This is a genomic window from Sodalis sp. RH15 (assembly GCF_047324255.1).
Taxonomy (GTDB): domain Bacteria; phylum Pseudomonadota; class Gammaproteobacteria; order Enterobacterales; family Enterobacteriaceae; genus Acerihabitans; species Acerihabitans ligni.
Genome location: NZ_CP178738.1, coordinates 6,038,275 through 6,062,879 on the forward strand (window position 1 = coordinate 6,038,275; position 24,605 = coordinate 6,062,879).

Consider the following 24,605-nt stretch of genomic DNA (forward strand, 5'->3'; position numbering starts at 1 on the left):
GGGATAAATGACATCCGAAACGGGAGGCTACGGTCTCCTTTTTTTTTACCAGAACCGGGTATTCACACAAAGATCCGTTAACTATGAGCCAAACCGTCACGTTAAGCCCCACCAAAGCCTGGATGGTCAGCCTGCGCCTGCGTACCCTGCCGCTGGCGTTGGCTTCCATTGTTACCGGTTCGGCTATGGCCGGCTGGCAAGGTCATTTCAAACCCGTTATTGCCCTGATGGCGCTGATAACGGCCGCGTTGCTGCAGATTTTATCCAATCTGGCCAATGACTACGGCGACGCGATTAAAGGCAGTGACGAAAAAGGCCGTATCGGGCCGCTGCGCGGGATGCAATTGGGCATTATTACCCGTGAACAAATGAGGGTCGCCCTGATGGCGGCCATTTTCCTGTCGCTATTATCCGGGGCGGTCTTGATCTGGATCGCCTGTGAAAAACCCGCCGATATTCTGGGCTTTCTGGTCTTGGGGGTATTGTCGGTTATCGCCGCCATCACCTATACCATGGGCACCCGCCCTTACGGCTATATGGGCCTTGGCGATTTGTCCGTGCTGATCTTTTTCGGCTGGCTCAGCGTCGGCGGCAGCTATTATCTGCAAACCGGCGCTTTTCACAGCGTGGTGATGTTGCCCGCCACCGCCTGCGGGCTATTAGCCGCGGCGGTATTGAATATCAATAACCTGCGCGATATTGAGAGCGATCGTCTCAACGGCAAAAATACCCTCGCGGTAAGGCTCGGCCCGACGCGGGCACGTTATTATCACGTCGCGCTGCTCACCGGCGCGGTGTTTTGTCTGGCAATTTTTACCCTGCTTGAACTGCATAACCTGGTGGGCTGGCTGTTTGTTTTGACCGTGCCCGCATTATATATGCAAGCACGCTATGTTTTACATGAAACCAGCCCGTCAGGCATCCGTCCGATGCTGGAAAAAACCGTCAAATGTGCATTATTAATCAATATCTTATTCGCAGTCGGCCTGCTGTTTAGCTAAACATGCGTCGTTCATTTTTCTGATGCGTATCAACTTAACAATTGATGATTTTGGCAACTGTCGTAAGAAAGCGATATACTTTGGGCTCCAGCGGCAAACCGACGTAAATCCTATGAAATACGATACCTCAGAACTGTGCGACATTTATCATGAAGACGTGAATGTTGTTGAACCTCTTTTCAGTAATTTTGGCGGGAGGACATCGTTTGGCGGGCAAATCATTACCGTGAAATGCTTCGAGGATAATGGTTTGTTATACGATGTGCTCGAGGAAAACGGGCTTGGCCGGGTGCTGGTTGTGGATGGCGGCGGTTCGGTCCGTCGGGCCCTGATCAATGCCGAGCTGGGTAACCTGGCGATGCAGAATCAATGGGAAGGTATCGTGGTTTATGGCGCGGTGCGCCAGGTGGATGATCTGGAAGAACTGGATCTGGGCATACAAGCCATGGCCGCCACGCCGGCGGGCGCCGCAAGCGAAGGTATCGGTGAAAGCGACATACGGGTCAATTTCGGCGGAGTGACCTTTTTCTCCGGCGATCATCTTTATGCCGACAATACCGGTATCATCCTGTCGGAAGACGCTCTCGACCTGGAATAACCGCTGCGGGTAACCAAAGGGCGGTTCGCCGTCGCCCTTTGGATCAAGGTTGTTACACCTCTTCCATTTTGCTGAGCAATGCGCGTAAACGCTCTTGCCATACACCCTGTTCCTGCTTCAGTTGTTCGTTTTCGTTAATCAACGATTCACGATTGCCGGCCGCTTGTTGGATTTCCTGCGTCAGGCTGTTGTTTTTCTCTTTTAATTCTTCAATTTCCATTTGTAAAAGCGTGATGGTATCAATTGCTTGCTGTACCTTCGCTTCCAACTTCTCAAATACTTCAAAAGCCATTTCAGCCCCCTTAAGCCTGCAAGGTGTCATCGTAAATTTGCGTTATACCCGTCATACTTCAAGCTGCAGGGATGTTGGCTTTCCTGCAACTCCAATTATTTAGGATATACACTTCTTATGTGCAACCAATGAAAATATCCGCACCATGCGCCGTGCACCATGGCCGGCGTGTGTAAAAATAACGTTGGTGCTGAAAGTCCGAAGAACGGATTTTATGTAGGCCCGTCCCCGCTGTCCAGCCGCGATCGTTCAAAAGATCGAATGCGTCCGACATTGTACGCTATACCACCCCAACGCCGCTGAAAGATTTACCTCCCTTTACTAAAATTTCCCCGTATTTTTAACATTAATATTTGAACTCCGGGTAGTCAAAATCAGCCTGTATTGGTGCTTTTCTAACACCTATTACGCGTATTCGCTCATTTTTATGACGTGACGCACACATTTTGATTTCGATATTTCTCGTTTTCGCTCATTAACGATAAATTTACAAGATGCCTACATTTGCTTCTAGGTTAAAACATTTCCGGTACGCAGAGGCCGCCCTTTGCTAAGACCTCAACTTAACGCCAGCAGGAAAAGTCTATGAGCCAATTAAAAACGCCTACGCTAACAGGCCAGTGCATCGCAGAATTTCTTGGAACAGCTCTGTTAATCTTCTTCGGCGTCGGCTGTGTCGCCGCGCTGAAGCTGGCGGGAGCCAGCTTAGGACAATGGGAAATCAGCATCATCTGGGGGCTCGGCGTCGCCATGGCGGTGTATCTCACCGCCGCGGTGTCCGGCGCCCACCTCAGTCCGGCGGTCTCCATCGCCTTGTGGTTATTCGGCAATTTTGAACGCCGTAAACTGCTGCCCTACATTATCTCGCAAATGCTCGGCGCCTTTATCGGCGCGGCGGTGGTCTATTTCCTTTATTACAACCTGTTTTTTGATTTCGAACAGGCCCACCATATGGTGCGGGGAAGCGTGGAAAGCCTGCAGCTCGCCGGCATTTTTTCCACCTATCCCAATGCGCACATCACCGTGATACAGGCATTCTTTGTGGAAACGGTTATCGCCGCCATTCTGCTGTGCCTGATCCTGGCGCTGACCGATGACGGCAACGGCATCCCCCGCGGCCCGCTGGCGCCGCTGCTCATCGGCCTGCTCATTGCGGTGATTGGCGCATCCATGGGACCGCTGACCGGCTTCGCCCTCAACCCGGCCCGTGATTTCGGACCCAAGGTATTTGCCTATCTGGCCGGCTGGGGCAAAGTGGCCTTTACCGGCGGACGCGATATTCCCTATTTCCTGGTTCCGCTGATTGCGCCGGTGGTGGGCGCCTGCCTTGGGGCGTTCGGCTACCGTGCGCTTATCGGCCCCTATCTGCCTTCCGCCGTAAACGAAGATGGCCTGGAAGAGACGCACCGCGCCGCCAGCGAGCATAAAGCATAATGACCGCCATGATCCGCGATGGAAATGGCAAGCCTTATACGCCATTAGAACGACAACTTTTGCAGGAAAACATCATGCCATCTGAAAAAAAATACATTGTAGCCCTCGACCAGGGCACCACCAGTTCCCGGGCGATTGTTCTCGACCACGAGGCTAATATCGTCAGCGTTTCGCAGCGCGAATTCACCCAAATCTATCCCAAGCCCGGCTGGGTGGAGCATGACCCGATGGAAATCTGGGCGTCGCAAAGCTCAACCCTGGTGGAGGTCCTGGCCAAGGCCGATATCAGCTCCGACCAGGTTGCCGGCATCGGCATCACCAACCAGCGTGAAACGGCGGTGGTGTGGGACAAAGAAACCGGGAAACCGGTGTACAACGCCATTGTCTGGCAATGCCGCCGCACCGCCGATATCTGCGAAAAACTGAAAAACGACGGGCTGGAAGAGTATGTCCGTGAAACCACCGGGCTGGTTATCGACCCCTATTTCTCCGGCACCAAGGTCAAATGGATCCTGGATAACGTCGAGGGCGCCAGGGAACGGGCCAGGCGCGGCGAGCTGCTGTTCGGCACCATTGATACCTGGCTGATTTGGCGCATGACCCAGGGCCGGGTGCATGTGACCGACTATACCAACGCTTCCCGCACCATGCTGTTCAATATCCATGCCCTGGACTGGGATGAGAAAATGCTGGATGTGCTGGATATCCCGCGCTCCATGCTGCCGACGGTGCGCTCCTCTTCGGAGGTCTACGGCCAGACCAATATCGGCGGTAAAGGAGGGACCCGTATTCCCATCGCCGGCATCGCCGGCGACCAGCAGGCCGCGCTGTACGGCCAGCTGTGCGTCGAGAAGGGCATGGCCAAGAATACCTACGGCACCGGCTGCTTCCTGCTGATGAATACCGGCACCGAAGCGGTACGGTCGAAACACGGCCTGCTGACCACCATCGCCTGCGGCCCGCGCGGCGAGGTGAACTATGCGCTGGAAGGGGCGGTGTTCGTCGCCGGCGCGGCCATCCAGTGGCTGCGTGATGAAATGAAGCTTATCAGCGACGCCGCCGACAGCGATTATTTCGCCTGCAAGGTAAAAGACACCAACGGCGTCTACGTGGTGCCGGCCTTTACCGGCCTGGGGGCCCCCTACTGGGACCCCTATGCGCGCGGGGCCATCTTCGGCATCACCCGCGGCGTCAACGCCAACCATATTATCCGCGCGACGCTTGAGTCCATCGCGTTCCAGACCCGGGATTTGCTTGATGCCATGCAAGGGGATTCCGGCGCCCGGCTGAAGTCGCTGCGGGTGGACGGCGGCGCGGTGGCCAATAACTTCCTGATGCAATTCCAGTCGGATATCCTGGGCACCCGGGTGGAGCGGCCGGAAGTGCGGGAAGTGACCGCGCTGGGGGCGGCCTACCTGGCCGGGCTGGCGGTGGGCTTCTGGAACGATCTGGACGAGGTGAGGAGCAAATCGGTTATCGAGCGGGAATTCCACCCCGGCATTGAAACCGTGGAGCGCAATGTGCGCTACAGTGGCTGGCAGAAGGCCGTGGCGCGCGCCCGCTCGTGGGAAGAGCATGAAGAACAGAAGGACTGAGGCATATGGCCCATTCAATGAATGGGCCTTATTTTTTCGGACAAATCATAGATTCAGGCAAATCATAGACCACCCGGAAAGCGTGACGAATGTGATAAACTTTGCAGCAAACTTCAATTTAAGTTGCGACGCAAGGTTTAGTCATGAAACGTGAATTAGCCATTGAATTTTCCAGGGTAACGGAAGCCGCCGCGCTGGCGGGCTATTGCTGGCTGGGCCGCGGCGATAAAAATGCCGCCGACAACGCCGCGGTCCAGGCCATGCGCATCATGCTCAATCAGGTGGACATCGATGGCCGTATAGTGATCGGCGAAGGGGAAATCGATGAAGCGCCGATGCTGTATATCGGCGAAGCGGTGGGCACGGGCCGGGGCGATTCGGTGGATATCGCGGTGGATCCCATCGAAGGAACCCGCATGACGGCGATGGGCCAACCCAATGCCTTGACCGTGATGGCGGTGGGGGAAAAAGACAGCTTTTTACATGCTCCCGATATGTATATGGAAAAAATAGCGGTGGGACCGGCGGCCAAAGGCGTTATCGACCTCGAGTCGCCCCTGGATGAGAATCTGCGCAACGTTGCCCGCAAACTGGGTAAACCATTGTCGCAACTTACGGTCATTATCCTGGCCAAACCGCGCCACGAACAAATTATCGCCGAACTGCAGCAATTGGGCGTACGGGTGTTTGCCATTCCTGACGGCGACGTGGCGGCGTCCCTACTCACCTGCATGCCGGACAGTGAAGTGGATGTCATGTACGGCATCGGCGGCGCGCCGGAAGGGGTGATTTCCGCGGCGGCAATCCGCGCCATGGACGGCGATATGCAGGGCCGCCTGCTGCCCCGCCATCAGGTCAAAGGCAACAGTGAAATAAACCTGCGCATCGGCGCCGATGAACTGGCCCGCTGCGCGGCCATGGGTATCGCCGCCAATACCGTGCTGCGGCTCAATGACATGGCGCGTAACGACAATGTGGTCTTTTCCGCCACCGGCATCACCAAAGGGGATTTGCTGAACGGCATTACCCGCAAAGGTCTGCTCGCCACCACGGACACCCTGCTGATTCGCGGCAACAGTCGGACGATCCGGCGCATTTCTTCCACCCATTATCTCGATCGTAAAGATCCCGCCCTGCATCCGTTTATCCTTTAGCGCCGTTGATGGCGTCTTTCGAATGCAACTTTTTCTTAACAAGAACCGACAGCCGGGCTGGATGCAATACCGAAATTAACTGATAATGGCGCCATCGCCTTTATCAAAAGCCGCTGTGACAGAGTGGAATATAATTTGCCGGTCAGATTATTTATTGAAAGACCAAGGGGAAATGCACTATGGCTGAATGGGTTAATGGGGAAATCTTACATGTTGAGCACTGGACGGAAAGTCTTTTCAGCCTGTATGTCCGCGCGCCGGTGGACGCTTTCACCGCGGGCCAGTTTGCCAAACTCGGCCTGGAGATCAACGGCGAACGCGTCCAGCGCGCCTATTCGTATGTGAATGCGCCGAATAACCCCAATCTAGAATTTTATCTGGTGACGGTACCGGAAGGAAAGCTCAGTCCGCCGCTGCATGCCATGCAACCGGGCGACCAACTGATGGTTACCAAAGAAGCCGCCGGTTTCTTTGTCCTTGACGAAATTCCCCCCTGTGAAACGCTGTGGATGTTGGCCACCGGCACGGCGTTGGGCCCGTTTCTGTCTATTTTGCAATTTGGAGAAGGGCTGGAGCGCTTTAAAGATATTGTCCTGGTGCATGCGGCGCGCTATGCCCGCGATCTCAGTTACCTGCCGTTGATGCTTGAACTGCAGCAGCGCTATAGCGGCAAACTGCATATTCAGACCGTGGTCAGCCGAGAAACGGTGCCCGGTTCACTCACCGGCCGTGTCCCGGCGCTGATCGCCGACGGTTCGTTGGAACAAGCGGTAGGAGTGGCACTGAGCGCGGAAAATGGCCATGTCATGCTCTGCGGTAATCCGCAAATGGTGCGTGATACTCAGCAATTATTGAAAGAAACGCGCGAAATGCGCAAACACCTGCGGCGCAAGCCGGGTCATATCACCAGCGAGCATTACTGGTAACCGGTGAGACTCGGTCTGATGGGTATCGCATAGGGTGGTTAACGGGGTTATAAATGGATAGGAACCGGTTCATCCGCTTCGCCGTCGCCAGTCTGCTGCTGGGCGTTGCCTGGACACATGTTCTGGCCGCCGATACCTCCGCCGCGGCAACGCCGGTGGCGCCATACCTGTTGGCCGGCGCACCGACGTTCGATTTAACCATCGTTAAATTTCGTGAAAGATATAACGACCATAACCCCAACTTACCTATCGGTGAATTTCGATCCATTGATAACCGAAACGATCTTATCAACCTGACCCGCGCCGCCAGCAAGATCAACAGCACTCTCTACGCATCCACCGCCCTGGAAAAGGGCAGCGGTAAAATAAAAACGCTGCAGATTACCTACCTGCCGGTGGTAGGCGGCGGCGAAAAAGCCGCCCGCGCCACCGCCGTCAATTATATGGCCGCGCTGGTGCGCGAGTTTGAACCCGGCTTAACGGTGGAGCAAAGCACGGCCCGGGTCATGGATTTATTGGCCAAAGGCCGGGGCGCCCATTTTTTTCAGCAATCCTGGGGGCCGTTACGCTATGTGGTGGCGGATGATGGCGATAAGGGCCTTACTTTTGCCGTCGAGCCCGTTAAACTCGCTTTAGCCGAGCCTTGATCCCCCTGCGTTTGATGACAAAAAACAAAGCCACCACAGCATTAAATCTCTATACTATGGGTCAGGTAAGAGTGCCTTACGGCAATCAATTTTCGCTTCGCGTTCCTGATTGGAGATTATAAAAAATGCGACATCCGTTAGTGATGGGTAACTGGAAACTGAATGGTAGCAAACATTTGGTGAACGATCTGATTACTGCCCTACGCAGTGAACTGAGTGGCGTCGTCGGCTGTGATGTGGCTATTGCGCCGCCGGTCATGTATCTGGATCAAGCCAAACACCAGCTTGCCGGCAGCCGCCTGGCATTGGGCGCCCAAAACGTCGACGTTAATCTGTCCGGCGCCTTTACCGGTGAAGTTTCCGCCGCCATGCTGAAAGACATCGGCGCCAAATACATCATCATCGGCCATTCCGAACGTCGAACCTACCATAAAGAAAGCGATGAGCTGATCGCGAAGAAATTTGCGGTACTGAAAGACGCCGGACTGATTCCGGTGCTCTGTATCGGTGAAAGCGAAGCTGAAAACGAAGCCGGGCAAACCGAAGCGGTATGCGCCCGTCAACTGGACGCCGTATTGACCACCCTGGGTGCCGGCGCGTTTGAAAACGCAGTGATCGCCTATGAACCCATTTGGGCCATCGGCACCGGCAAATCCGCCACCCCGGCACAGGCGCAAGCGGTGCATAAATTCATCCGCGACCATATCGCCAAACAGGACGCCGCGGTCGCCGAACAGGTTATTCTTCAGTACGGCGGCTCGGTTAACGCCGGCAACGCCGCTGAACTGTTCACCCAGCCGGATATCGACGGCGCGCTGGTGGGCGGCGCTTCACTGAAAGCCGATGCATTTGCCGTTATCGTTAAAGCCGCGGCACAAGCCAAACAGGCCTGATACTGAATCAAGACGAAAACGGGAACAGATGTTCCCGTTTTTTTTTTGCGCAATACCCAGCCATGAACAGTGCGAGAACATGCAACGGCCGGGTCGCATCGGCGAAAACTGATGACCTCATGGCACGACCCGCGATCGCCGGAGGTTACACCGAGCGTGTTAAAGGGAGACCGTGCTGATGGGGTCGAAGCGGGCGTGGTTTTACCGCCTGCCGGAGCGCCCCACAGCTCGGTAGGCCCGCGATCACCGGCGGTTAAACCAAGAGAAACGGGGCAATGGCGCCATCATCGACGCCCCACCGACGCCCGCTCCACCAGCTCCGGGGTCAGCACCAGCACTTGCGGTTCAGTCTCGGGATTTTGCAGCCGATAAATTAAGGTATCAATGGCCAGCTCGCCAAGGGAATCTTTCGGCTGATTAATGGTGGTCAGCGGCGGAGTAAGGTATTTGGCCAGCTCGATATCGTCATAACCCACCACCGCCATATCTCCCGGCACCGATAGCCCGGCCTGAAACAGCGCCTGGTAAACCCCAACCGCCACCGCGTCATTGCCGGTGAAAACCGCATGGGGCGGTTCGGGCAACGCCAAAAGCTGTTTCATCGCCGCCACACCGCCGCCAAATTCAAAATCGCTGAACACTTCATATCCGGCCGGAATAACCAGCCCGGCGCGATTCATGGCGAGACGATAGCCCTCCAACCGGTGGCGGGCAGTGGTTTTATCCTGGGGACCGGCAATACAGGCAATTTTATGATAACCACGGGAAATCAGATAACGGGTGGCCAGATCGCCCCCCAGCAACGAATTATCCTGGATGATATCCAGCGCGTCCTCAAACGGCGTCCAATCCATCATCACAATGGGCAATGAAGGATAACGACGCAACGCCAGCCGGGAGGGACGATTGTTTTCGGTACACATGATAAGCAGGCCGTCCACGCGTTTTTGCAGCAACGTCTCCATGCTGCGGCTCATGCGATCCGCATCCTCCTCGGTATTGCACAGGATCAAGCTATAACCGCGCTCATAGCAGCTGCGTTCCACCCCGTGCACCACTTCCGCATAAAACGGATTATTACTGGAGGTTATCAACATCCCGATGGTGCGCGTCTGGTTTATCTTCAAACTGCGGGCCAAGGCCGAAGGCGCGTAATTCAGCTGTTCCACCGCCGCCAGAACCTTATCTCGCACCGCATCGCTGACAAAACGATTGTCATTGATCACATGAGAAACCGTGGAGGTTGAAACGCCCGCCAAACGGGCGACATCTTTCATGGTGGACAAGCTAGTCTAACCCTTGCAAAAAGGCGTCGATTTCTTTGCGCCAGGGAATGGACGGCTGCGCACCCGAGCGGGTGACCGCAATGGCGGCGGCGGCATGGGCAAATCTCACTGCCTTGTCCATATCTTCCCCTTCCAGCAATGCCGTAACCAACGCGCCATTGAATGTATCCCCCGCCGCAATGGTATCCACCGCGTCGACCTTAAACCCCGGGATCAGTTTGCCATGACCCTGCCGGCTAAGCCATACGCCGCGGCTGCCCAGGGTAATCAATACCGTGGGAATGCCTTTGCCATGGAGTATTTGCGCGGCGCGGGCGGCGGAGGCGTCATCATTGATTGCGACGCCCGTCAGACGTTCCGCTTCAGTCTCATTCGGCGTGATGGTATCCACCAGGGCCAGCAACGGGTCCGGTAACTCACGGGCCGGAGCCGGATTCAGAATAACCTGCGTCTGATGCAGCTTTGCCAGCTTGGCGGCGGCAATCACCGTCTCCAGCGGCGACTCCAGCTGCATCAGCAGCACGGAGGCATCGATAATCTTTTTCTCGTATCGCGCCAGATAATCCGGCGTAAGCGCGGCGTTGGCGCCCGGATCGATGGCAATCACATTCTCACCATCCCGGTTCACGAAAATCAGCGCAACGCCGGTGGTTGTGCCGGGGCTGGCTTCCACCGATCCGACACCGATGTTGTCCGCCGCCAACTGCTTACGGATACGCTGCCCTATATCATCCTCGCCGACGCAGGCGACAAAATCGATATTCGCCCCGCTACGCCCGGCCGCCACCGCTTGATTGGCGCCTTTACCGCCGAAAGCGACGGTATAGTTTTTTCCAATAACCGTTTCACCGGGACGAGGAAATTGCTCAAGGTTGAGGATATGATCGGCATTGATACTACCCAGCACCACCAGCTTGTTTGTCGCCATCGTATTTATCCTGATTGAATGCGTTATCGTCCCCCGGCTGGCGGGTCGATAACGCAATACCTTGCTGTAGAAAGTGAACCGGCGTTATTTCGTGACCAGCTTAAGGGCTACCGGGATTATGGCATCCACCTTGCCGCCTTTTAATACTTTGTCTGCGGTTTCAACACCGATAATACCGATTTGATCGGGCTGCTGCGCCACGGTGGCGGCCATTCTTCCGCTTTGCACCGCTTTGAGTCCATCCGCCGTACCGTCAAAGCCTACCACCAGCACATCGGTTTTATTGACGGTTTGCAGGGCACGCATCGCGCCTAAGGCCATTTCGTCATTTTGCGCGAATACCGCTTGTACCGTCGGGTGGGCGGTCAGCAGGTTCTGCATGACGTTAAGACCTTTGGTGCGATCGAAATCAGCCGGCTGGCTGGCCAACATGGTGAATTTGTATTGATCGGCGGATTGCTTGAATCCTTCGCCGCGTTCACGGGCCACTGAGGTGCCGGCAATCCCTTCAAGTTCAATAACCTTGGCGCTGTTACCCAGTTTTTGCCCGATAAAATCACCCGCCATTTTGCCGCCGACCCGGTTGTCCGAGGCGATATGACTGACGATCTGGCCCTTGTTCGCCTTACGATCCAGGGTGATGACCGGGATCTTGGCTTGGTTGGCCAGGATAACGGCATTGCCCACGGCATCGGAATCCGTCGGGTTTATCATGACCAGCTTGACGCCGCGCACCGTCAGATCCTGCACGTTAGCCAATTCCTTGGCCGGATTGTTTTGCGAATCGAGGACTACCAATTGATAACCCAGTTTATTCGCTTCCTGTTGCGCCCCGTCTTTCATCGAAACAAAGAACGGATTGTTAAGAGTGGAAACCACCAGCGCAATAGTATCTTTTGCCAGGGCGTTGGCGCTGAAAGCGGCGCTTAACGCAACGGCGGACATCAAAACAGCTAATTTTTTCATTTTCATCTTTATGTTTCCTGCAGGGGAGGTTATTTACTGCTTTTGTTATCTACCAATACCGCCAACAAAATGACGACAGCCTTTACAATCATCTGATAGTAGGAAGAAACACTTAATAAATTCAGTCCGTTATTCAAAAATCCGAGGATCAGCGCGCCAATAAGGGTTCCCATGATGCGGCCTTTACCGCCGGACAGGCTGGTTCCCCCCAGCACCACGGCGGCAATGGCATCCAGTTCATACCCGGTACCGGCGGTGGGCTGCGCCGAAGAGAGCCGGGCCACTTCAATCACGCCGGCCAGCGCCGCCGTCAGCCCGCACAGCGAATAGACGATGACCTTGACCTTATCAACGCTGATGCCCGACAACCGCGTCGCGGCTTCATTGCCGCCCAATGCGTAGATATAGCGGCCCAAACGGGTGTGGTGCAGCATGTACCAGGCGGCGAGAAACACCACCGCCATAATCCACACCGGCGTAGGCACGCCCAGCGGACGGCCGATACCAAACCAGCCGAACGCATCGGCCGCATCGCTGAAGCCGGTATTCACCGGGCTGCCGTCGGTATATACCATGGTGACGCCCCGCAGCAGCAGCATCATCACCAGGGTCGCGATAAAGGCCTGTACCTTTCCTTTCGCCACAATGACCCCCGTCACGGCGCCGATTGCCGCGCCCAGCAATAGGGAGGCTCCCACCGCGACGAACACGTTGATTTCAAGCCCCACCACCGACGCGGCCACCGCACCGGTCAGGGCCAGCAGCGAACCCACGGAAAGATCGATACCGGCGGTCAAGATCACCAGCGTCATGCCCACCGCCATAATGGCGTTCACGGAGGTCTGTTGAAGAATATTGAACAAATTATTGAGGCTGAAGAAGTTCGAACTCATGGAAGACACCACGGCGATAAGCACCAGCAGCGCAATCAATGATTTCTGTTCTAATAGCCAAGTTTTGCTGAAACCGCGTTTAACGGGAATAATCCGGGTACTCATCATTGATTCTCCTGCTGGGTACTGTATTGCTTACCGACGGCCGCGGCCATCAGGACCTCTTGAGTGGCCTGCCCTATGGGGAAAATGCCGCTTAAGCGGCCCTCATGCATCACCATCACGCGATCGCTCATTCCCAGCACTTCGGGCATCTCCGAAGAGACCAAAATGATACTGAGCCCTTCTTCTTTGAACTGATTGATTAATTGATAAATCTCTTTTTTAGCGCCGACATCGACGCCGCGGGTCGGTTCATCCAGAATCAATACCTTGGGCCGGGTCATCAAGCCGCGGGCAATGGCGACTTTTTGTTGATTGCCGCCGGACAGCAGGCCTATTGGCTGCTCCATCGAGGGCGTTTTAATATTGAATAAACGAATAAAATCCCCTACCGCCTGCTGTTCTTCCGCGTGTTTCAATCCGCCGCCCTGACGGCTGAAATAGCGCAGGGCGGTGAGGGTCATGTTCTCCTTCACCGACATCCCCAGCACCAGCCCGTCCCGCTTACGATCTTCGGAAATGTAGACGATACCGTTAGCCAACCCGTCCTGAGGGGTGCGGGTCATAATGGCTCGCCCGTCCAGCACTACCGTGCCGCCGGTGCGTTTCGCCGCGCCATAGAGGGTTTTCATCAGTTCCGTGCGTCCCGCGCCCATCAAGCCCGCGACGCCGAGGATTTCACTGCGGCGCAGCGTAAAGCTGACATCGTCGACGCCGGGGCCGCTAAGATGATTGACCGCTAGACGTTCCTCGCCGAGAGGGACTTCAATGCGCGGGTATTGCTCTTCCAGGCGACGTCCCACCATCATTTCGATCAGGGCGTCTTCCTGTAACTCGGTTACCCGGCGTTCGGCGATAAACTGCCCGTCCCGAAGCACCGTGACATCGTCGCAGATTTGAAAAATCTCTTTTAACCGATGGGAAATATAAACGATGCCGCAGCCCTGCTGCCTGAGTTCGTTTATCACGCTGAACAGCGACGCCGTTTCGGTATCGGTGAGCGCATCGGTAGGCTCATCCATGATAATGACCCGGGACTTGAAGCTGATGACCTTGGCTATTTCCACCATCTGCTGATCGCCGATGGACAGCTCCCCCACCAGACGGTGGCTGCTATACCGCAGATTGAGCCGGGCCAACAGCTGGTCAGCTTCGCTGTACATCCGTTTCCAGTCGATACCGCCGAACCGATTGAGGAATTCGCGGCCGAGGAAGATATTTTCCGCAATGGTCAACTGAGGAATAAGATTCAATTCTTGATGGATAATGCCGATACCGGCTTCCTGGGATGCCTTCGGCCCGCTGAACGCCACCTCTTTTCCCAGGTATGACAGGGTGCCGGCATCTTTGCTGTAGATGCCGGTCAACACTTTCATCATGGTAGACTTGCCGGCGCCATTCTCTCCCACCAGCGCCATAACGCGGCCGGGATAAACCGTCAGCGCCGCGCCGGTAAGCGCCTTAACCCCCGGGAAGGATTTGTCTATCCCTGTCAATTGCAGTAACGGTTGCATAGATGCCTCAGAAGGTGACGCCGGAGCACAGGATGACATTGGCGAAAGGAGTGCATTCCCCACTGCGGATGACCGCGCGGCTATATGCGGTCTGGGCTTTGAATACCTGGTGGCTGATATACTCGATGGCAATGGTATTGCCCTGTTGCTGCTCAAGGGCCGTCAACTGATCCAGCAGCGCCTCATGCAGCTGAGGATTAATTTCCGCCATTTCCTTGGCCAAAATGGCCTTTTCTACCTGCATTTCGCTGACAACCGCGCTCACCACCTGTAAAAAGGTCGGCACACCCCGGGTCAACGCCAGATCAATCCTTTGGCTTGAAGAGGGAATGGGCAATCCCGCATCGGCAATCGTGACCTGATCCGTATGGCCCAGACGGGAGATGAGCGCAGAGACGTCAGCGTTCAGTAAAACACCTTTCTTCATTTTCCTGCCTCCACCAGCGAAACGTTTCGCTGAGGATGAAATTAGTTAAAAAAGCAGAGGTGTACAAGCTCAATCCATCAAAAATGTGATCGCCATCGAAACGTTTCGCTAGTGATAAAAAAGATTATTCACACAAGCAATTGAATTTGAGAGTGAAGCGAGAAGAGGATGCGGTCGCCGGAAAAACGTGGTCCGTCAGGGCAGCGGGAAGAAGATGTGAGGAAAAAAACCGACGGCTTATTGCCATCGGCCAGACTGTTGACAAATGCACTCGAAGTCAATAAGGCAGGGCAGGTTGCCAGAAGAGTAAACCGTCCGCGCCATGGGTGGCGCGGATCGAGCCTACAGGGATGTATTCACGGCGTGTTTACGATCTGGTAGCCTAACCCGACCGAACACTTTGTCAACAAGCTCACCGATGGCTTATAGCCATCGGCGTTATGCTTGGGTTAACGGTTAACGTTGGTTGATTTGATCGAAGCTGCCGCCGTCGGAGAAATGCACTTTTTGCACCTGCTGCCAGCTCCCGAACACATCCTTCAAGCTGTACAGCTTGAGCTGTGGGAATTTATCGGCAAATTCCTTCGCCACTGCCGGATCACGGGGACGATAATAGTTTCTGGCCGCGATACGCTGGCCTTCCGGCGAATAAAGATAGGTCAGATAAGCGGTAGCCACGTCGCGGGTTCCCCGTTTGTCCACCACTTTATCTACTACCGATACCGTAGGCTCCGCCACAATTGACTCGCTGGGAACAACGATATCGAATTGGCCTTTACCCACCTTATTCACCGCCAGCAAAGCCTCGTTTTCCCAGGCGATTAAAACGTCGCCGATGCCGCGTTCCACAAAGGTATTCGTGGAATCGCGGGCGCCTGAATCCAGTACGCTCACATTTTTATAAACCGCCTTGACGAAATCCTGGGCTTTCGCCTGATCGTTATTATTATGATGCAGCGCATAACCCCAGGCGGCCAGATAGTTCCAACGCGCGCCGCCGGAGGTCTTCGGGTTCGGCGTGATGATGGAGATGCCAGGCTTGATTAAATCAGGCCAGTCATGAATTTGCTTGGGATTGCCCTTACGTACCAGAAAAACAATAGTGGAGGTATAAGGCGCCGAGTTATCAGGCAGCCGGGTAATCCAGTTTTTATCAATCCGGCCGCGCGCTGCGATGGCGTCCACATCAGATTCCAGCGCCAATGTCACCACATCCGCATCAATACCGTTGATAACCGAGGTAGCCTGCTTACCTGACCCGCCGTGGGATTGCCGAATGGTGACCTTGTCGCCGGTCTTAGCCTGCCAGTATTTGCTGAAGGCAGCATTGTAGTCCTGATAAAGCTCCCGTGTCGGGTCATAGGACACGTTCAATAATTGGATATCTTTTGCCAGCGCGCTTCCCGACAATAAAATCAACAACAACCCTGCTTGCCACTTTGACATCGTTGCTCTCCCGAAGAGTCTTTTTATCACCTGAATATCGACTAAGCAGAGAGTGTCAGAAATCCTGTAACATTTTAAAGAATAAAAACGTAATTTATATAAGCAAAAGAGCTAAACCACAGAGGGTAAAAAAAACCCCCGATGACGGGGGCGTTAAATAGCGGGAAGTTGAAGCGATCAGTAGAGTTTTTTAGCACATTCCAGCAAATCACTTTTGAACGGCCGTTTCATGTTTTCTATGGCGTCGATAATGTCGTGATGGACCAATTTATCATTTTGCACCCCGACGCAGCGCCCGCCGTAGCCCTGCAGCAGCAGTTCGATGGAAAATGCCCCCATGCGCGAGGCCAGGATGCGGTCATAAGCTACCGGGCTGCCGCCACGCTGGATATGACCCAATACAGTGGCGCGGGTTTCACGGCCGGTTTCTTTTTCAATATATTGCGCCAATTCGCTGATATTGCAGATATGTTCGGTGATGGCAACGATGGCGTGCTTTTTACCCTTGGCGATACCGGCTTTAATTTCATAAACCAGATCTTCCGGTTTAAACTCCACTTCCGGCAGTACGATAAATTCGCATCCGCCGGCAATGGCCGCCGACATGGTCAAATCACCGCAGTAGCGGCCCATGACTTCAACGATGGAAATACGCTGGTGTGAAGAAGACGTATCGCGCAGCCGGTCAATAGCCTCGACCACCGTTTCCAAGGCGGTGAAATAACCGATGGTGTAGTCAGTGCCGGCCACATCGTTATCAATGGTGCCGGGCAAACCGATGCAGGGAAAGCCCATTTCAGTGAGACGCTTGGCACCCATATAAGAACCGTCGCCGCCGATAACCACCAGCGCATCGAGTTGACGTTTTTTCATGTTCTCAATGGAAATAACGCGGGTTCCCTCTTCACGGAACTCAGGGAAACGGGCCGAGCCCAAAAAGGTACCGCCACGGTTAATCATATCCGATACGCTATAGCGGTCGAGCTTGCTCATTCGATCCTGAAACAGTCCGAGGAAACCGTCATAGACGCCATAAACCTCCAAACCTTCGGAAAGTCCGGCGCGCACAACGCCCCGGATCGCTGCATTCATGCCCGGTGAATCACCACCGCTTGTCAGTACACCGATTTTCTTAATCATGACTACCTCTGAGCTTTAGCTATTATTTGTAGAATACACTATGCCGGTTAACTTTGAGGAACGGATTAAATCCGACCTATGGCTTATGGTGGAAATAGTATATCAAATCCCTTTTGCTGAATTGATTCAGGTCAGGCAATTTCCCACTATCCTCACGTTTATACCCTATGATAATGCATTACATTTACCAGTGTCTTAGCTTTTCACCACTCGGTACACCGGACAATTTGTAACCCAATGGGAAAAAGGATGGGTCTGGCTTGGCGCCGCAATTACCATAATGCCAATCATCGGCACATGCAGCACCACAGTTGATAAAAGATGTTGCAAACCGCGTGTTAGGTTATTTTCGCCAGATTGCAGAGATATGAAAGCGAGACCGGTGCCGGCCTGCCCGGGAGGCCGGCTTCCTTTGGTTTATGTCACACTTTTGCAAGACATTTTAGGATGCGGCACGGGAATATCGTAGCATTAACGCAGCGGAACTGCGGGCACTTTGCTTGTGTCTTATGTCGCCACATTCCAAGGACTTGTCATTGCCGGCATTGGTTTGCTGCTTGTCGATGATTGTAGGTGTCAGTCATTAAAAAAAACCCCACCTTTCGGTGGGGGAAGACAGGGATGGTGTCTATGGCAAGGAAAAATGAAGATGTCTTATTTAAGGGTCACACTCTGTACCGGCTTCTGGGCAGAAGATGGCATCATTTCCGATATTTGCGACGCCATTTCTGCCAGGCGTTGCTGATGATTCTGATTCAAAATTTGTCTTTGCTCCGGCGTCAGCAGGTTGTACATTTGATTCCGCACTTTAGCCATTTCAACCTGGCGAGCGACATTTTGCCGGGACATTTTTTCAATTTGGGCCCTAACAGCCGGCTCATCAAAATTTTCTGCTGTTACCAGTACATGCAACTGTTCCATTTCACTCACATTGATACGGGGAATATCAAGGCGAGCCTGACTCATCAAATCGCGCATTTGCTGCCGCTGGTGTTCCGTCAGCCTTACGCCTTCAAACATGCTGTAATGACTATCGCCGCATCGGTTTGCGATGTCATCCTGATGCCAACTTCCCGTTGCATTGTTCTCACCGGCCACAGTGCTTCCGGAAAAAAGAGTGGCGGCGATGAACATGGCGTTAAGTTTGTGCATCCCTAACCCCTACACCCATTACTAAGTTGCTTAACGATGAATTCATTCTACTGTCGCCGCTGCAAACTAGCGTCAGGGGATGTAAAGCTACGTAAAGTCATGGATTGGTAGTGATTGATGACGTATTTTGCGTTTGGAGGTGAGAAAATGAATAAAATCCTTTTGGTCGACGACGATCGTGAATTAACGGCATTGTTAAAAGAATTGCTTGAGATGGAAGGCTTTAACGTCCTGGTGGCTTATGACGGCGAACAGGCGTTGAATATGCTGGATAGCTCGGTTGATCTCTTATTGCTTGACGTAATGATGCCCAGGAAAAACGGTATCGATACGCTTAAGGAATTACGCCAGCAACACCAAACGCCGGTTATTATGCTCACGGCGCGCGGCAGCGAGCTGGATCGCGTGCTGGGACTCGAACTGGGCGCGGATGATTATCTGCCCAAGCCGTTCAACGATCGGGAATTGGTGGCGCGAATCAGAGCCATTTTGCGTCGTTCCCAGTGGACGGAACAGTTGCAAAACGGCGAAAACGGCACGCCATCGCTGGAAGTTGATTTTCTGCGCCTCAATCCCGGCCGGCAGGAGGCGACCTTTGACGGCGTTCCCCTGGAACTGACCGGGACGGAATTCACCCTGCTCTACTTACTGGCGCAGCATCTCGGCCAGGTGGTTTCACGGGAGCACCTCAGCCAGGAAGTCCTGGGTAAGCGCCTGACGCCGTTTGATCGGGCAATCGATATGCACATCTCCAATCTGCGGCGTAAATTGCCGGAGCGCAAAGACGGGCATCCCTGGTTCAAAACCCTGCGGGGCCGGGGTTACTTAATGGTATCGGCCGCATGATAAACAGTTTGACCGCGAGGATATTCGCCATCTTCTGGCTAACCCTGGCGCTGGTTTTGATGCTGGTGTTAATGGTTCCCAAACTGGATACCCGCCAGCTGACCCCGTTGCTGGACAGTGAACAGCGACAGGGCGTGATGCTGCAACAGCATGTCGAGGCCGAACTGGCCGCCGATCCGGCCAACGATCTGATGTGGTGGCGCCGCCTGTTTCGCGCCATCGACAAATGGGCGCCGCCGGGCCAGCGTTTGATTCTGGTCACCAGCGAGGGGCGTGTTATCGGCGGTCAGCGTAATGAAATGCAGGTTATCCGCAATTTCATCGGCCAGTCCGATAACTCGGATCAGCCGCAAAAGAAAAAATATGGCCGCATGGAATTGGTGGGGCCCTTCGCGGTGCGGGATGGAGACGATAATTATCAGCTCTATCAAATACGGCCGGCGGGCAATTCGCAATCGGATTTTATCAACTTGATGTTTGACAGGCCGTTTCTGCTGCTTATCGTTACCATGCTCATCAGCATTCCGTTGCTGCTTTGGCTTGCCTGGAGCCTGGCGAAACCGGCGCGTAAACTCAAATACGCCGCGGATGAAGTCGCCAGGGGCAATTTACGCCAGCATCCGGAACTGGAAGCCGGTCCACAGGAATTTTTAGCCACCGGCGTCAGCTTTAACCAGATGGTCAGCGCGCTTGAAAGAATGGTCAGCGCACAGCAACGGCTGCTGTCGGACATTTCCCATGAACTGCGTACCCCCCTCACCCGCCTGCAGCTGGCCACAGCGCTTATGCGGCGCAAGCATGGCGAAGGCAACGAACTGGCGCGTATTGAAACCGAGGCCCAGCGGCTGGATTCCATGATAAACGACCTGCTGGTATTGTCGCGTAATCAGCATAAAAACGAGTTGACGCGGGAGTTTATCAAAGCCAGCGAGTTATGGAACGATGTGCTGGACGACGCAAAGTTTGAAGCCGAACAAATGGGAAAAACCCTTGAAATTACCGCGCCTCCCGGCAGTTGGGTATTGGTGGGTAATCCGGCGGCGTTGGACAGCGCCCTGGAAAACGTTGTGCGCAACGCCTTGCGTTATTCTCATCAGCGTATCGCGGTGGCCTTCAGCGCCGACGCGCAGGGCGTCACTATCACCGTGGATGACGATGGTCCCGGCGTGAGCGAAGAGGATCGCGAACAGATTTTCCGTCCTTTCTATCGCACCGATGAAGCCCGCGATCGCGAGTCCGGCGGCTCGGGCCTTGGCCTGGCCATTGTTGAAAAAGCGGTTGAGCAGCACCATGGCTGGGTCAAGGCTGAGGATAGCCCGCTGGGCGGGCTGCGCCTGGTGATGTGGTTGCCATTGCAGCACCGTTGACCTGGTGATGCGGTTGCCATTGGAGCCTTGATGAACCTGAGGAAGTGGTTGCCTTGCGGCATCGTTAGCCAGTTGTAGCCCAAAGCGGCGGGGAGTTGCGGCGCGTTGGGCTTTTTTTTGTTATTCTTCGCCCTCTTCAAGGGGGCAGTATGTTAAATATCGTTTTATACGAACCGGAAATCCCGCCTAATACCGGCAATATCATTCGTTTGTGCGCCAATACCGGCTTTGCGTTGCATCTTATCGAGCCTTTGGGATTTACCTGGGACGATAAGCGTTTACGCCGCGCAGGCCTGGATTACCATGAATTCGCCCATATAAAACGCCACCACGATTACGCGGCGTTCCTGGCGCAAGAACAGCCGGCGCGGCTGTTTGCGTTGACCACGAAAGGCACGCCGGCACACAGCGAGGCGGAGTACCGGGCGGGGGACTATTTGCTGTTTGGGCCTGAGACCCGCGGATTGCCGCCGTTTATTCTGGATAACCTGCCCGTGGGCCAAAAAATTCGCATTCCCATGCAGCCGGGCAGCCGCAGCATGAATTTATCCAATGCCGTTTCGGTGGTGGTATATGAGGCATGGCGACAATTGGGGTATGCAGGCGCGGGCAGGTAGCGTTCGACTACGCCACGTGGCGTATGGATTTCAACCAACGCTGGAAACGAATCAGATGCCGTCGCCGTACTCAAAGCCATGGCTGCCGAAAAACTGATCCATATCCATGGAGGGTTTATCGCTGTCCGGCTTGCCGACAATCCTGGCGGGAACCCCCGCCGCAGTGGTGTGGGGCGGTACTGATTGTAATACCACCGAGCCCGCGCCGATTTTAGCGCCGCGTCCCACTTCGATATTGCCCAGAATGGTGGCATTGGCGCCGATCATGACCCCTTCGCGAATCTTGGGATGGCGATCGCCGCTGGTCTTCCCGGTACCGCCCAGCGTCACCGACTGCAGAATGGAGACGTCATTTTCAACAATGGCCGTCTCGCCGATAACAATTCCGGTGGCGTGGTCAAGCATGATGCCGCAGCCGATTTTGGCGGCCGGATGGATATCGACCCCGAAAGAAACCGAGATCTGGTTTTGAAGATAGATGGCCAGGGCCTGCCGATCCTGGCCCCATAGCCAGTGGCCGATACGGTAGGCCTGCAGGGCATGGAACCCTTTGAGATAGAGCAACGGCGTGGAGTATTTGTCCACCGCCGGGTCGCGCAGCCGCACGGCGGTGATATCGCGGGCCGCCGAATGGATCATTTGCTCGTCGTTCTTGTAGGCCTCTTCCACTATTTCACGAATGGCGATGGCCGGCATAATGGTATTGGCCAATTTATTCGCCAGCATATAGCTCAGGGCGCTGCCTAAATTTTCATGTTTCAGCAGAGTGGCATGAAAAAAACTGGCCAGCATGGGTTCACACTCCGCCAGCAAACGCGCTTCAGCTTTGATGTTATTCCATACCGCTTCCAATTCTTCAGTGGACATACTCACGACCCTTTTGCTGATGTAATCACTCTTGCCGGACGGCCGACAGCCGTCAACCACCTGTTTTCTCGTCTTTTTGGGCTCGTCCGAGCAGGCTAAGCGCCGCTTCATGGGCATTTTTGTTACGGTAGAGCACCTGGTAGATTTGTTCGGTGATCGGCATCTCGACCCCGTAACGCCCTGCCAGCGCCAGCACCTCTTTCGTATTGCGATAACCTTCCACTACCTGGCCGATGCGGTCCTGAGCGGTCTGAACGTCGACACCCTGACCGAGCAGCATGCCGAACCGACGGTTACGGGATTGGTTATCGGTGCAGGTCAAGACCAGGTCGCCGAGTCCCGCCATGCCCATAAACGTCCCCGGGTCCGCCCCCAGGGCGGCGCCAAGACGCGACATCTCCGCGAGTCCGCGGGTGATAAGCGCCGTACGGGCATTGGCGCCGAAGCCGATGCCATCCGACATGCCGGCGCCGATGGCTATCACATTCTTAACCGCGCCGCCCAGCTGGACGCCGATAAAATCAGCGTTGCCGTAGACGCGAAAGCTTTTGCCGCAATGCAGCAGATACTGTAAATCAGCCGAAAAATCGGCGTCGGTGGATGCCAGGGCAATGGCGGTGGGCAAACCCGCCGCCAGCTCCTTGGCGAAAGTCGGTCCCGAGATCACCGCAAGGGGGATCGTATCACCCAATACTTCACGGGCCACATCCGCCAATAAGCGGCCGGTGTCCGCCTCCAACCCTTTGGTTGCCCAGACCACGCGTGCATCGGGCCGCAAATGCGGCCGGATTTGCGTCAATACGCTGCCGAACACATGGCTCGGCACCACAATCAGCACGTCGCGGCTGAACAGCATGGCACGGGACAAATCCGTCTCAAGACGCAGCGAAGGCGGGAACGGCACATCGGGCAGAAAGACCTGGTTGCACCGCGCCGCCTCCAGGGTATGGATATGATCGGGATCATGCCCCCATAACAGTACCTCATGACCGTTTCGCGCCATGGTAATAGCAAGGGCCGTGCCGTAGGAGCCGGCACCGATAACAATCATGGAGGCACTTTTAGGCATCATCAGGCTTCCTGGGTCGGTTGGTTTCCTTCACCATCGGTCTGCTGTTGCAGATAGTTCATGAACAGTGCGTCAAAGTTCACCGGCGCCAGGTTAAGCTGCGGGAACGTACCACGGGATACCTGGCTGGTTATGCACTCGCGGGCATAGGGGAAAAGAATATTCGGGCAATACGCGCCCAGGCAATGAGCCAACTGCGTCCCGTCAATGCCTGAAATGGTAAAGATGCCGGCCTGCTGCACTTCACACAGGAAAGCGGTCTCTTCCCCCAGCAACGCCGTTACCGTCACGCGTAATACCACTTCATAGATGCCTTCCGCCAGCTGAGTGGAGGCGGTATCGAGGTCCAGCTTGATTTCCGGCTGCCATTCCTGCTGAAAAACCTTTGGTGCGTTAGGTGCTTCAAAAGAGACGTCCTTGGTGTAAACGCGCTGGATCTGGAACGTCATCTCGGTATTATTTTGCTCGGACATTAAAAAACCCTTTGGTTAATTTCGCTTCATGCACCCGGGCGCGCGTCTGGCTCCCGGCTTATTTAAGCAGGGGATCCAATCCACCGCGCGCATCAAGTGCGTGTAAATCATCACAGCCACCCACATGCTGTCCGTCGATGAAAATTTGTGGAACCGTGTTGCGGCCGCTGCGTTTAATCATTTCTTCCCGTTTATCCGCATCCCCGTCAATGGGTATTTCCTGGAATACGGCGTGCTTGCGGGTGAGTAAAGCCTTGGCGCGATGGCAATATGGACAAGTCGCTTTGGTATAGATTTCAATATTGGCCATGGTTCCCCCTTTCAGGTTTGTCTTACTTGCCCCGGACAAGGGGTAAGTTCTCTCCGCTCCAGCCGGATATGCCCTCCTTAAGGACATAAACCCGTTCAAAGCCCGCTTTGTTCAGGTTTTCCGCCGGCTCGCGCGACGTAGTGCCGGTTGCGCATACCACGATAACCGGTTTCGTTTTGGCTTTATCCAACTCGCCGAAATTGCCGCTTTTCACCTCGGACGAGGTGAGATTCAACGCGTTGGCAATGTGTCCTTTACGGTAGTCATCCCGGCTGCGCAAATCAACTATGACAGCGTCTTCCTTATTGATCAGACGGATGGCTTCGCCGCGGGTAATTTCATTCACCTTGGAAAAACGTGTTTTTACAGTGGTTACGATGACGGCGATCAATAAAGCGACCCAGGCCAGACAAAGCATGGGGTGATCGCTAACGAACGGCATAATTTCTTGCATGGGGTGTAAAAGCTCCCGTGAGTTGTGGCCACGCAGTAAAGGCTTCGAGTATACCCTCGCATTACGGCAAATTCAGCCAATATACATGGCCGGAAAGAAGAAACTAACCACATTGCGCCCCATGTCGCTAAAAATTGTGGCCTTTATCGCCTAATTTTATCTCTTACCCAGGCATGCAGACATGCGGGCGAAGGGATTTACGCCATAG

General features: G+C 54.7%; 26 protein-coding genes. 11 read left to right on the forward strand and 15 right to left on the reverse strand.

The window, feature by feature from the left end; all coding sequences use genetic code 11:
- The first annotated feature begins 83 nt into the window (after window positions 1–83).
- Both ACL2XO_RS27250 and rraA read left to right on the forward strand, forming a co-directional pair.
- On the forward strand, window positions 84–1,001 hold the full coding sequence (locus ACL2XO_RS27250; protein WP_132924331.1) for a 1,4-dihydroxy-2-naphthoate polyprenyltransferase: 918 nt from the start codon (window positions 84–86) through the stop codon (window positions 999–1,001).
- Window positions 1,002–1,113: 112 nt separating this feature from the next.
- Entirely contained in the window at window positions 1,114–1,599 is a 486-nt protein-coding gene (gene rraA / locus ACL2XO_RS27255) for a ribonuclease E activity regulator RraA (protein ID WP_132924329.1), read from the forward strand.
- A 52-nt stretch (window positions 1,600–1,651) separates the two neighbouring features.
- Here rraA and zapB read toward each other — a convergent pair whose 3' ends face one another.
- Window positions 1,652–1,891 (reverse strand): cell division protein ZapB, encoded by a 240-nt coding sequence (zapB, locus tag ACL2XO_RS27260; RefSeq protein ID WP_132924327.1) that lies wholly within the window; start codon window positions 1,889–1,891, stop codon window positions 1,652–1,654.
- Window positions 1,892–2,476: 585 nt separating this feature from the next.
- Between zapB and ACL2XO_RS27265 the strand changes: the two genes are divergently transcribed.
- From ACL2XO_RS27265 to tpiA, 6 genes are all read left to right on the forward strand, one after another.
- Window positions 2,477–3,325 (forward strand): MIP/aquaporin family protein, encoded by an 849-nt coding sequence (locus tag ACL2XO_RS27265; RefSeq protein WP_132924326.1) that lies wholly within the window; start codon window positions 2,477–2,479, stop codon window positions 3,323–3,325.
- Between the two features lie 74 nt (window positions 3,326–3,399).
- Window positions 3,400–4,920 carry a glycerol kinase GlpK gene (gene glpK / locus ACL2XO_RS27270; protein ID WP_132924324.1) on the forward strand — a complete coding sequence of 507 codons (1,521 nt, stop codon included), beginning with the start codon at window positions 3,400–3,402 and terminating at the stop codon, window positions 4,918–4,920.
- Window positions 4,921–5,063: 143 nt separating this feature from the next.
- Window positions 5,064–6,074: a class II fructose-bisphosphatase gene (glpX, locus tag ACL2XO_RS27275; RefSeq protein ID WP_132924322.1), complete on the forward strand. Its 1,011-nt coding sequence runs from the start codon at window positions 5,064–5,066 to the stop codon at window positions 6,072–6,074.
- A 179-nt stretch (window positions 6,075–6,253) separates the two neighbouring features.
- Window positions 6,254–7,000, forward strand: coding sequence for a ferredoxin--NADP(+) reductase (gene fpr, locus ACL2XO_RS27280; protein ID WP_413741965.1), 747 nt, complete (start codon window positions 6,254–6,256; stop codon window positions 6,998–7,000).
- A gap of 53 nt (window positions 7,001–7,053) precedes the next feature.
- Window positions 7,054–7,647, forward strand: a complete 594-nt coding sequence (locus tag ACL2XO_RS27285) for a DUF1454 family protein (RefSeq protein WP_413741966.1) — start codon at window positions 7,054–7,056, stop codon at window positions 7,645–7,647.
- A 125-nt stretch (window positions 7,648–7,772) separates the two neighbouring features.
- Window positions 7,773–8,540: a triose-phosphate isomerase gene (tpiA, locus tag ACL2XO_RS27290; protein ID WP_132924317.1), complete on the forward strand. Its 768-nt coding sequence runs from the start codon at window positions 7,773–7,775 to the stop codon at window positions 8,538–8,540.
- A gap of 284 nt (window positions 8,541–8,824) precedes the next feature.
- On the opposite strand, the gene rbsR is transcribed toward tpiA, so the two are convergent.
- The 9 genes from rbsR to cpxP form a co-directional block, all read right to left on the reverse strand.
- A complete protein-coding gene (gene rbsR, locus ACL2XO_RS27295) occupies window positions 8,825–9,826 on the reverse strand; it encodes a ribose operon transcriptional repressor RbsR (RefSeq protein WP_413741967.1) in 1,002 nt (333 codons plus the stop codon).
- Between the two features lies 1 nt (window position 9,827).
- On the reverse strand, window positions 9,828–10,754 hold the full coding sequence (gene rbsK, locus ACL2XO_RS27300; protein WP_413741968.1) for a ribokinase: 927 nt from the start codon (window positions 10,752–10,754) through the stop codon (window positions 9,828–9,830).
- 84 nt (window positions 10,755–10,838) lie between these two features.
- A complete protein-coding gene (gene rbsB, locus ACL2XO_RS27305) occupies window positions 10,839–11,726 on the reverse strand; it encodes a ribose ABC transporter substrate-binding protein RbsB (RefSeq protein ID WP_132924312.1) in 888 nt (295 codons plus the stop codon).
- A 23-nt stretch (window positions 11,727–11,749) separates the two neighbouring features.
- Window positions 11,750–12,718 carry a ribose ABC transporter permease gene (rbsC, locus tag ACL2XO_RS27310; protein WP_132927943.1) on the reverse strand — a complete coding sequence of 323 codons (969 nt, stop codon included), beginning with the start codon at window positions 12,716–12,718 and terminating at the stop codon, window positions 11,750–11,752.
- A complete protein-coding gene (gene rbsA, locus ACL2XO_RS27315) occupies window positions 12,718–14,229 on the reverse strand; it encodes a ribose ABC transporter ATP-binding protein RbsA (protein ID WP_413741969.1) in 1,512 nt (503 codons plus the stop codon). The genes rbsC and rbsA overlap by 1 nt, the downstream gene beginning before the upstream one ends.
- Before the next feature lie 7 nt (window positions 14,230–14,236).
- Complete coding sequence (gene rbsD / locus ACL2XO_RS27320) at window positions 14,237–14,656, reverse strand: D-ribose pyranase (RefSeq protein WP_132924308.1); 420 nt, start codon at window positions 14,654–14,656, stop codon at window positions 14,237–14,239.
- 456 nt (window positions 14,657–15,112) lie between these two features.
- A complete protein-coding gene (locus tag ACL2XO_RS27325; RefSeq protein WP_132924306.1) occupies window positions 15,113–16,102 on the reverse strand; it encodes a sulfate ABC transporter substrate-binding protein in 990 nt (329 codons plus the stop codon).
- A 177-nt stretch (window positions 16,103–16,279) separates the two neighbouring features.
- Window positions 16,280–17,242 carry a 6-phosphofructokinase gene (pfkA, locus tag ACL2XO_RS27330; RefSeq protein ID WP_132924304.1) on the reverse strand — a complete coding sequence of 321 codons (963 nt, stop codon included), beginning with the start codon at window positions 17,240–17,242 and terminating at the stop codon, window positions 16,280–16,282.
- 654 nt (window positions 17,243–17,896) lie between these two features.
- A complete protein-coding gene (gene cpxP, locus ACL2XO_RS27335; RefSeq protein WP_413741970.1) occupies window positions 17,897–18,394 on the reverse strand; it encodes a cell-envelope stress modulator CpxP in 498 nt (165 codons plus the stop codon).
- Window positions 18,395–18,541: 147 nt separating this feature from the next.
- On the opposite strand from cpxP, the gene cpxR reads away from it, so the two are divergent.
- The 3 genes from cpxR to trmL all read left to right on the forward strand — a co-directional run bounded on the left by cpxR (window position 18,542) and on the right by trmL (window position 21,224).
- A complete protein-coding gene (cpxR, locus tag ACL2XO_RS27340) occupies window positions 18,542–19,240 on the forward strand; it encodes an envelope stress response regulator transcription factor CpxR (RefSeq protein WP_413741971.1) in 699 nt (232 codons plus the stop codon).
- Entirely contained in the window at window positions 19,237–20,607 is a 1,371-nt protein-coding gene (gene cpxA / locus ACL2XO_RS27345; RefSeq protein WP_132924299.1) for an envelope stress sensor histidine kinase CpxA, read from the forward strand. Before cpxR ends, cpxA begins: the two co-directional genes overlap by 4 nt.
- A 149-nt stretch (window positions 20,608–20,756) precedes the next feature.
- Window positions 20,757–21,224 carry a tRNA (uridine(34)/cytosine(34)/5-carboxymethylaminomethyluridine(34)-2'-O)-methyltransferase TrmL gene (gene trmL, locus ACL2XO_RS27350; protein WP_132924298.1) on the forward strand — a complete coding sequence of 156 codons (468 nt, stop codon included), beginning with the start codon at window positions 20,757–20,759 and terminating at the stop codon, window positions 21,222–21,224.
- Between the two features lie 51 nt (window positions 21,225–21,275).
- On the opposite strand, the gene cysE is transcribed toward trmL, so the two are convergent.
- Genes cysE through ACL2XO_RS27375 form a run of 5 tightly spaced genes read right to left on the reverse strand, consistent with a single transcriptional unit; the run spans window position 21,276 to window position 24,397 of the window.
- Window positions 21,276–22,091, reverse strand: coding sequence for a serine O-acetyltransferase (gene cysE / locus ACL2XO_RS27355; protein ID WP_132924296.1), 816 nt, complete (start codon window positions 22,089–22,091; stop codon window positions 21,276–21,278).
- 52 nt (window positions 22,092–22,143) lie between these two features.
- Window positions 22,144–23,163 (reverse strand): NAD(P)H-dependent glycerol-3-phosphate dehydrogenase, encoded by a 1,020-nt coding sequence (gpsA, locus tag ACL2XO_RS27360; RefSeq protein WP_413726067.1) that lies wholly within the window; start codon window positions 23,161–23,163, stop codon window positions 22,144–22,146.
- Window positions 23,163–23,633, reverse strand: coding sequence for a protein-export chaperone SecB (secB, locus tag ACL2XO_RS27365; protein WP_132924292.1), 471 nt, complete (start codon window positions 23,631–23,633; stop codon window positions 23,163–23,165). The genes gpsA and secB overlap by 1 nt, the downstream gene beginning before the upstream one ends.
- Window positions 23,634–23,691: 58 nt before the next feature.
- Window positions 23,692–23,943 (reverse strand): glutaredoxin 3, encoded by a 252-nt coding sequence (grxC, locus tag ACL2XO_RS27370; RefSeq protein WP_132924290.1) that lies wholly within the window; start codon window positions 23,941–23,943, stop codon window positions 23,692–23,694.
- Window positions 23,944–23,965: 22 nt separating this feature from the next.
- Entirely contained in the window at window positions 23,966–24,397 is a 432-nt protein-coding gene (locus ACL2XO_RS27375) for a rhodanese-like domain-containing protein (RefSeq protein WP_413726068.1), read from the reverse strand.
- Window positions 24,398–24,605 lie beyond the last annotated feature (208 nt).

Coding starts and splice junctions, on each gene's coding strand:
- ACL2XO_RS27250 (WP_132924331.1), top strand. CDS start 84: ATGAGCCAAACCGTCACGTTAAGCCCCACCAAAGCCTGGATGGTCAGC.
- rraA (WP_132924329.1), top strand. CDS start 1,114: ATGAAATACGATACCTCAGAACTGTGCGACATTTATCATGAAGACGTG.
- zapB (WP_132924327.1), bottom strand. CDS start 1,891: ATGGCTTTTGAAGTATTTGAGAAGTTGGAAGCGAAGGTACAGCAAGCA.
- ACL2XO_RS27265 (WP_132924326.1), top strand. CDS start 2,477: ATGAGCCAATTAAAAACGCCTACGCTAACAGGCCAGTGCATCGCAGAA.
- glpK (WP_132924324.1), top strand. CDS start 3,400: ATGCCATCTGAAAAAAAATACATTGTAGCCCTCGACCAGGGCACCACC.
- glpX (WP_132924322.1), top strand. CDS start 5,064: ATGAAACGTGAATTAGCCATTGAATTTTCCAGGGTAACGGAAGCCGCC.
- fpr (WP_413741965.1), top strand. CDS start 6,254: ATGGCTGAATGGGTTAATGGGGAAATCTTACATGTTGAGCACTGGACG.
- ACL2XO_RS27285 (WP_413741966.1), top strand. CDS start 7,054: ATGGATAGGAACCGGTTCATCCGCTTCGCCGTCGCCAGTCTGCTGCTG.
- tpiA (WP_132924317.1), top strand. CDS start 7,773: ATGCGACATCCGTTAGTGATGGGTAACTGGAAACTGAATGGTAGCAAA.
- rbsK (WP_413741968.1), bottom strand. CDS start 10,754: ATGGCGACAAACAAGCTGGTGGTGCTGGGTAGTATCAATGCCGATCAT.
- rbsB (WP_132924312.1), bottom strand. CDS start 11,726: ATGAAAATGAAAAAATTAGCTGTTTTGATGTCCGCCGTTGCGTTAAGC.
- rbsC (WP_132927943.1), bottom strand. CDS start 12,718: ATGAGTACCCGGATTATTCCCGTTAAACGCGGTTTCAGCAAAACTTGG.
- rbsA (WP_413741969.1), bottom strand. CDS start 14,229: ATGCAACCGTTACTGCAATTGACAGGGATAGACAAATCCTTCCCGGGG.
- rbsD (WP_132924308.1), bottom strand. CDS start 14,656: ATGAAGAAAGGTGTTTTACTGAACGCTGACGTCTCTGCGCTCATCTCC.
- ACL2XO_RS27325 (WP_132924306.1), bottom strand. CDS start 16,102: ATGTCAAAGTGGCAAGCAGGGTTGTTGTTGATTTTATTGTCGGGAAGC.
- pfkA (WP_132924304.1), bottom strand. CDS start 17,242: ATGATTAAGAAAATCGGTGTACTGACAAGCGGTGGTGATTCACCGGGC.
- cpxP (WP_413741970.1), bottom strand. CDS start 18,394: ATGCACAAACTTAACGCCATGTTCATCGCCGCCACTCTTTTTTCCGGA.
- cpxR (WP_413741971.1), top strand. CDS start 18,542: ATGAATAAAATCCTTTTGGTCGACGACGATCGTGAATTAACGGCATTG.
- cpxA (WP_132924299.1), top strand. CDS start 19,237: ATGATAAACAGTTTGACCGCGAGGATATTCGCCATCTTCTGGCTAACC.
- trmL (WP_132924298.1), top strand. CDS start 20,757: ATGTTAAATATCGTTTTATACGAACCGGAAATCCCGCCTAATACCGGC.
- cysE (WP_132924296.1), bottom strand. CDS start 22,091: ATGTCCACTGAAGAATTGGAAGCGGTATGGAATAACATCAAAGCTGAA.
- gpsA (WP_413726067.1), bottom strand. CDS start 23,163: ATGATGCCTAAAAGTGCCTCCATGATTGTTATCGGTGCCGGCTCCTAC.
- secB (WP_132924292.1), bottom strand. CDS start 23,633: ATGTCCGAGCAAAATAATACCGAGATGACGTTCCAGATCCAGCGCGTT.
- grxC (WP_132924290.1), bottom strand. CDS start 23,943: ATGGCCAATATTGAAATCTATACCAAAGCGACTTGTCCATATTGCCAT.
- ACL2XO_RS27375 (WP_413726068.1), bottom strand. CDS start 24,397: ATGCAAGAAATTATGCCGTTCGTTAGCGATCACCCCATGCTTTGTCTG.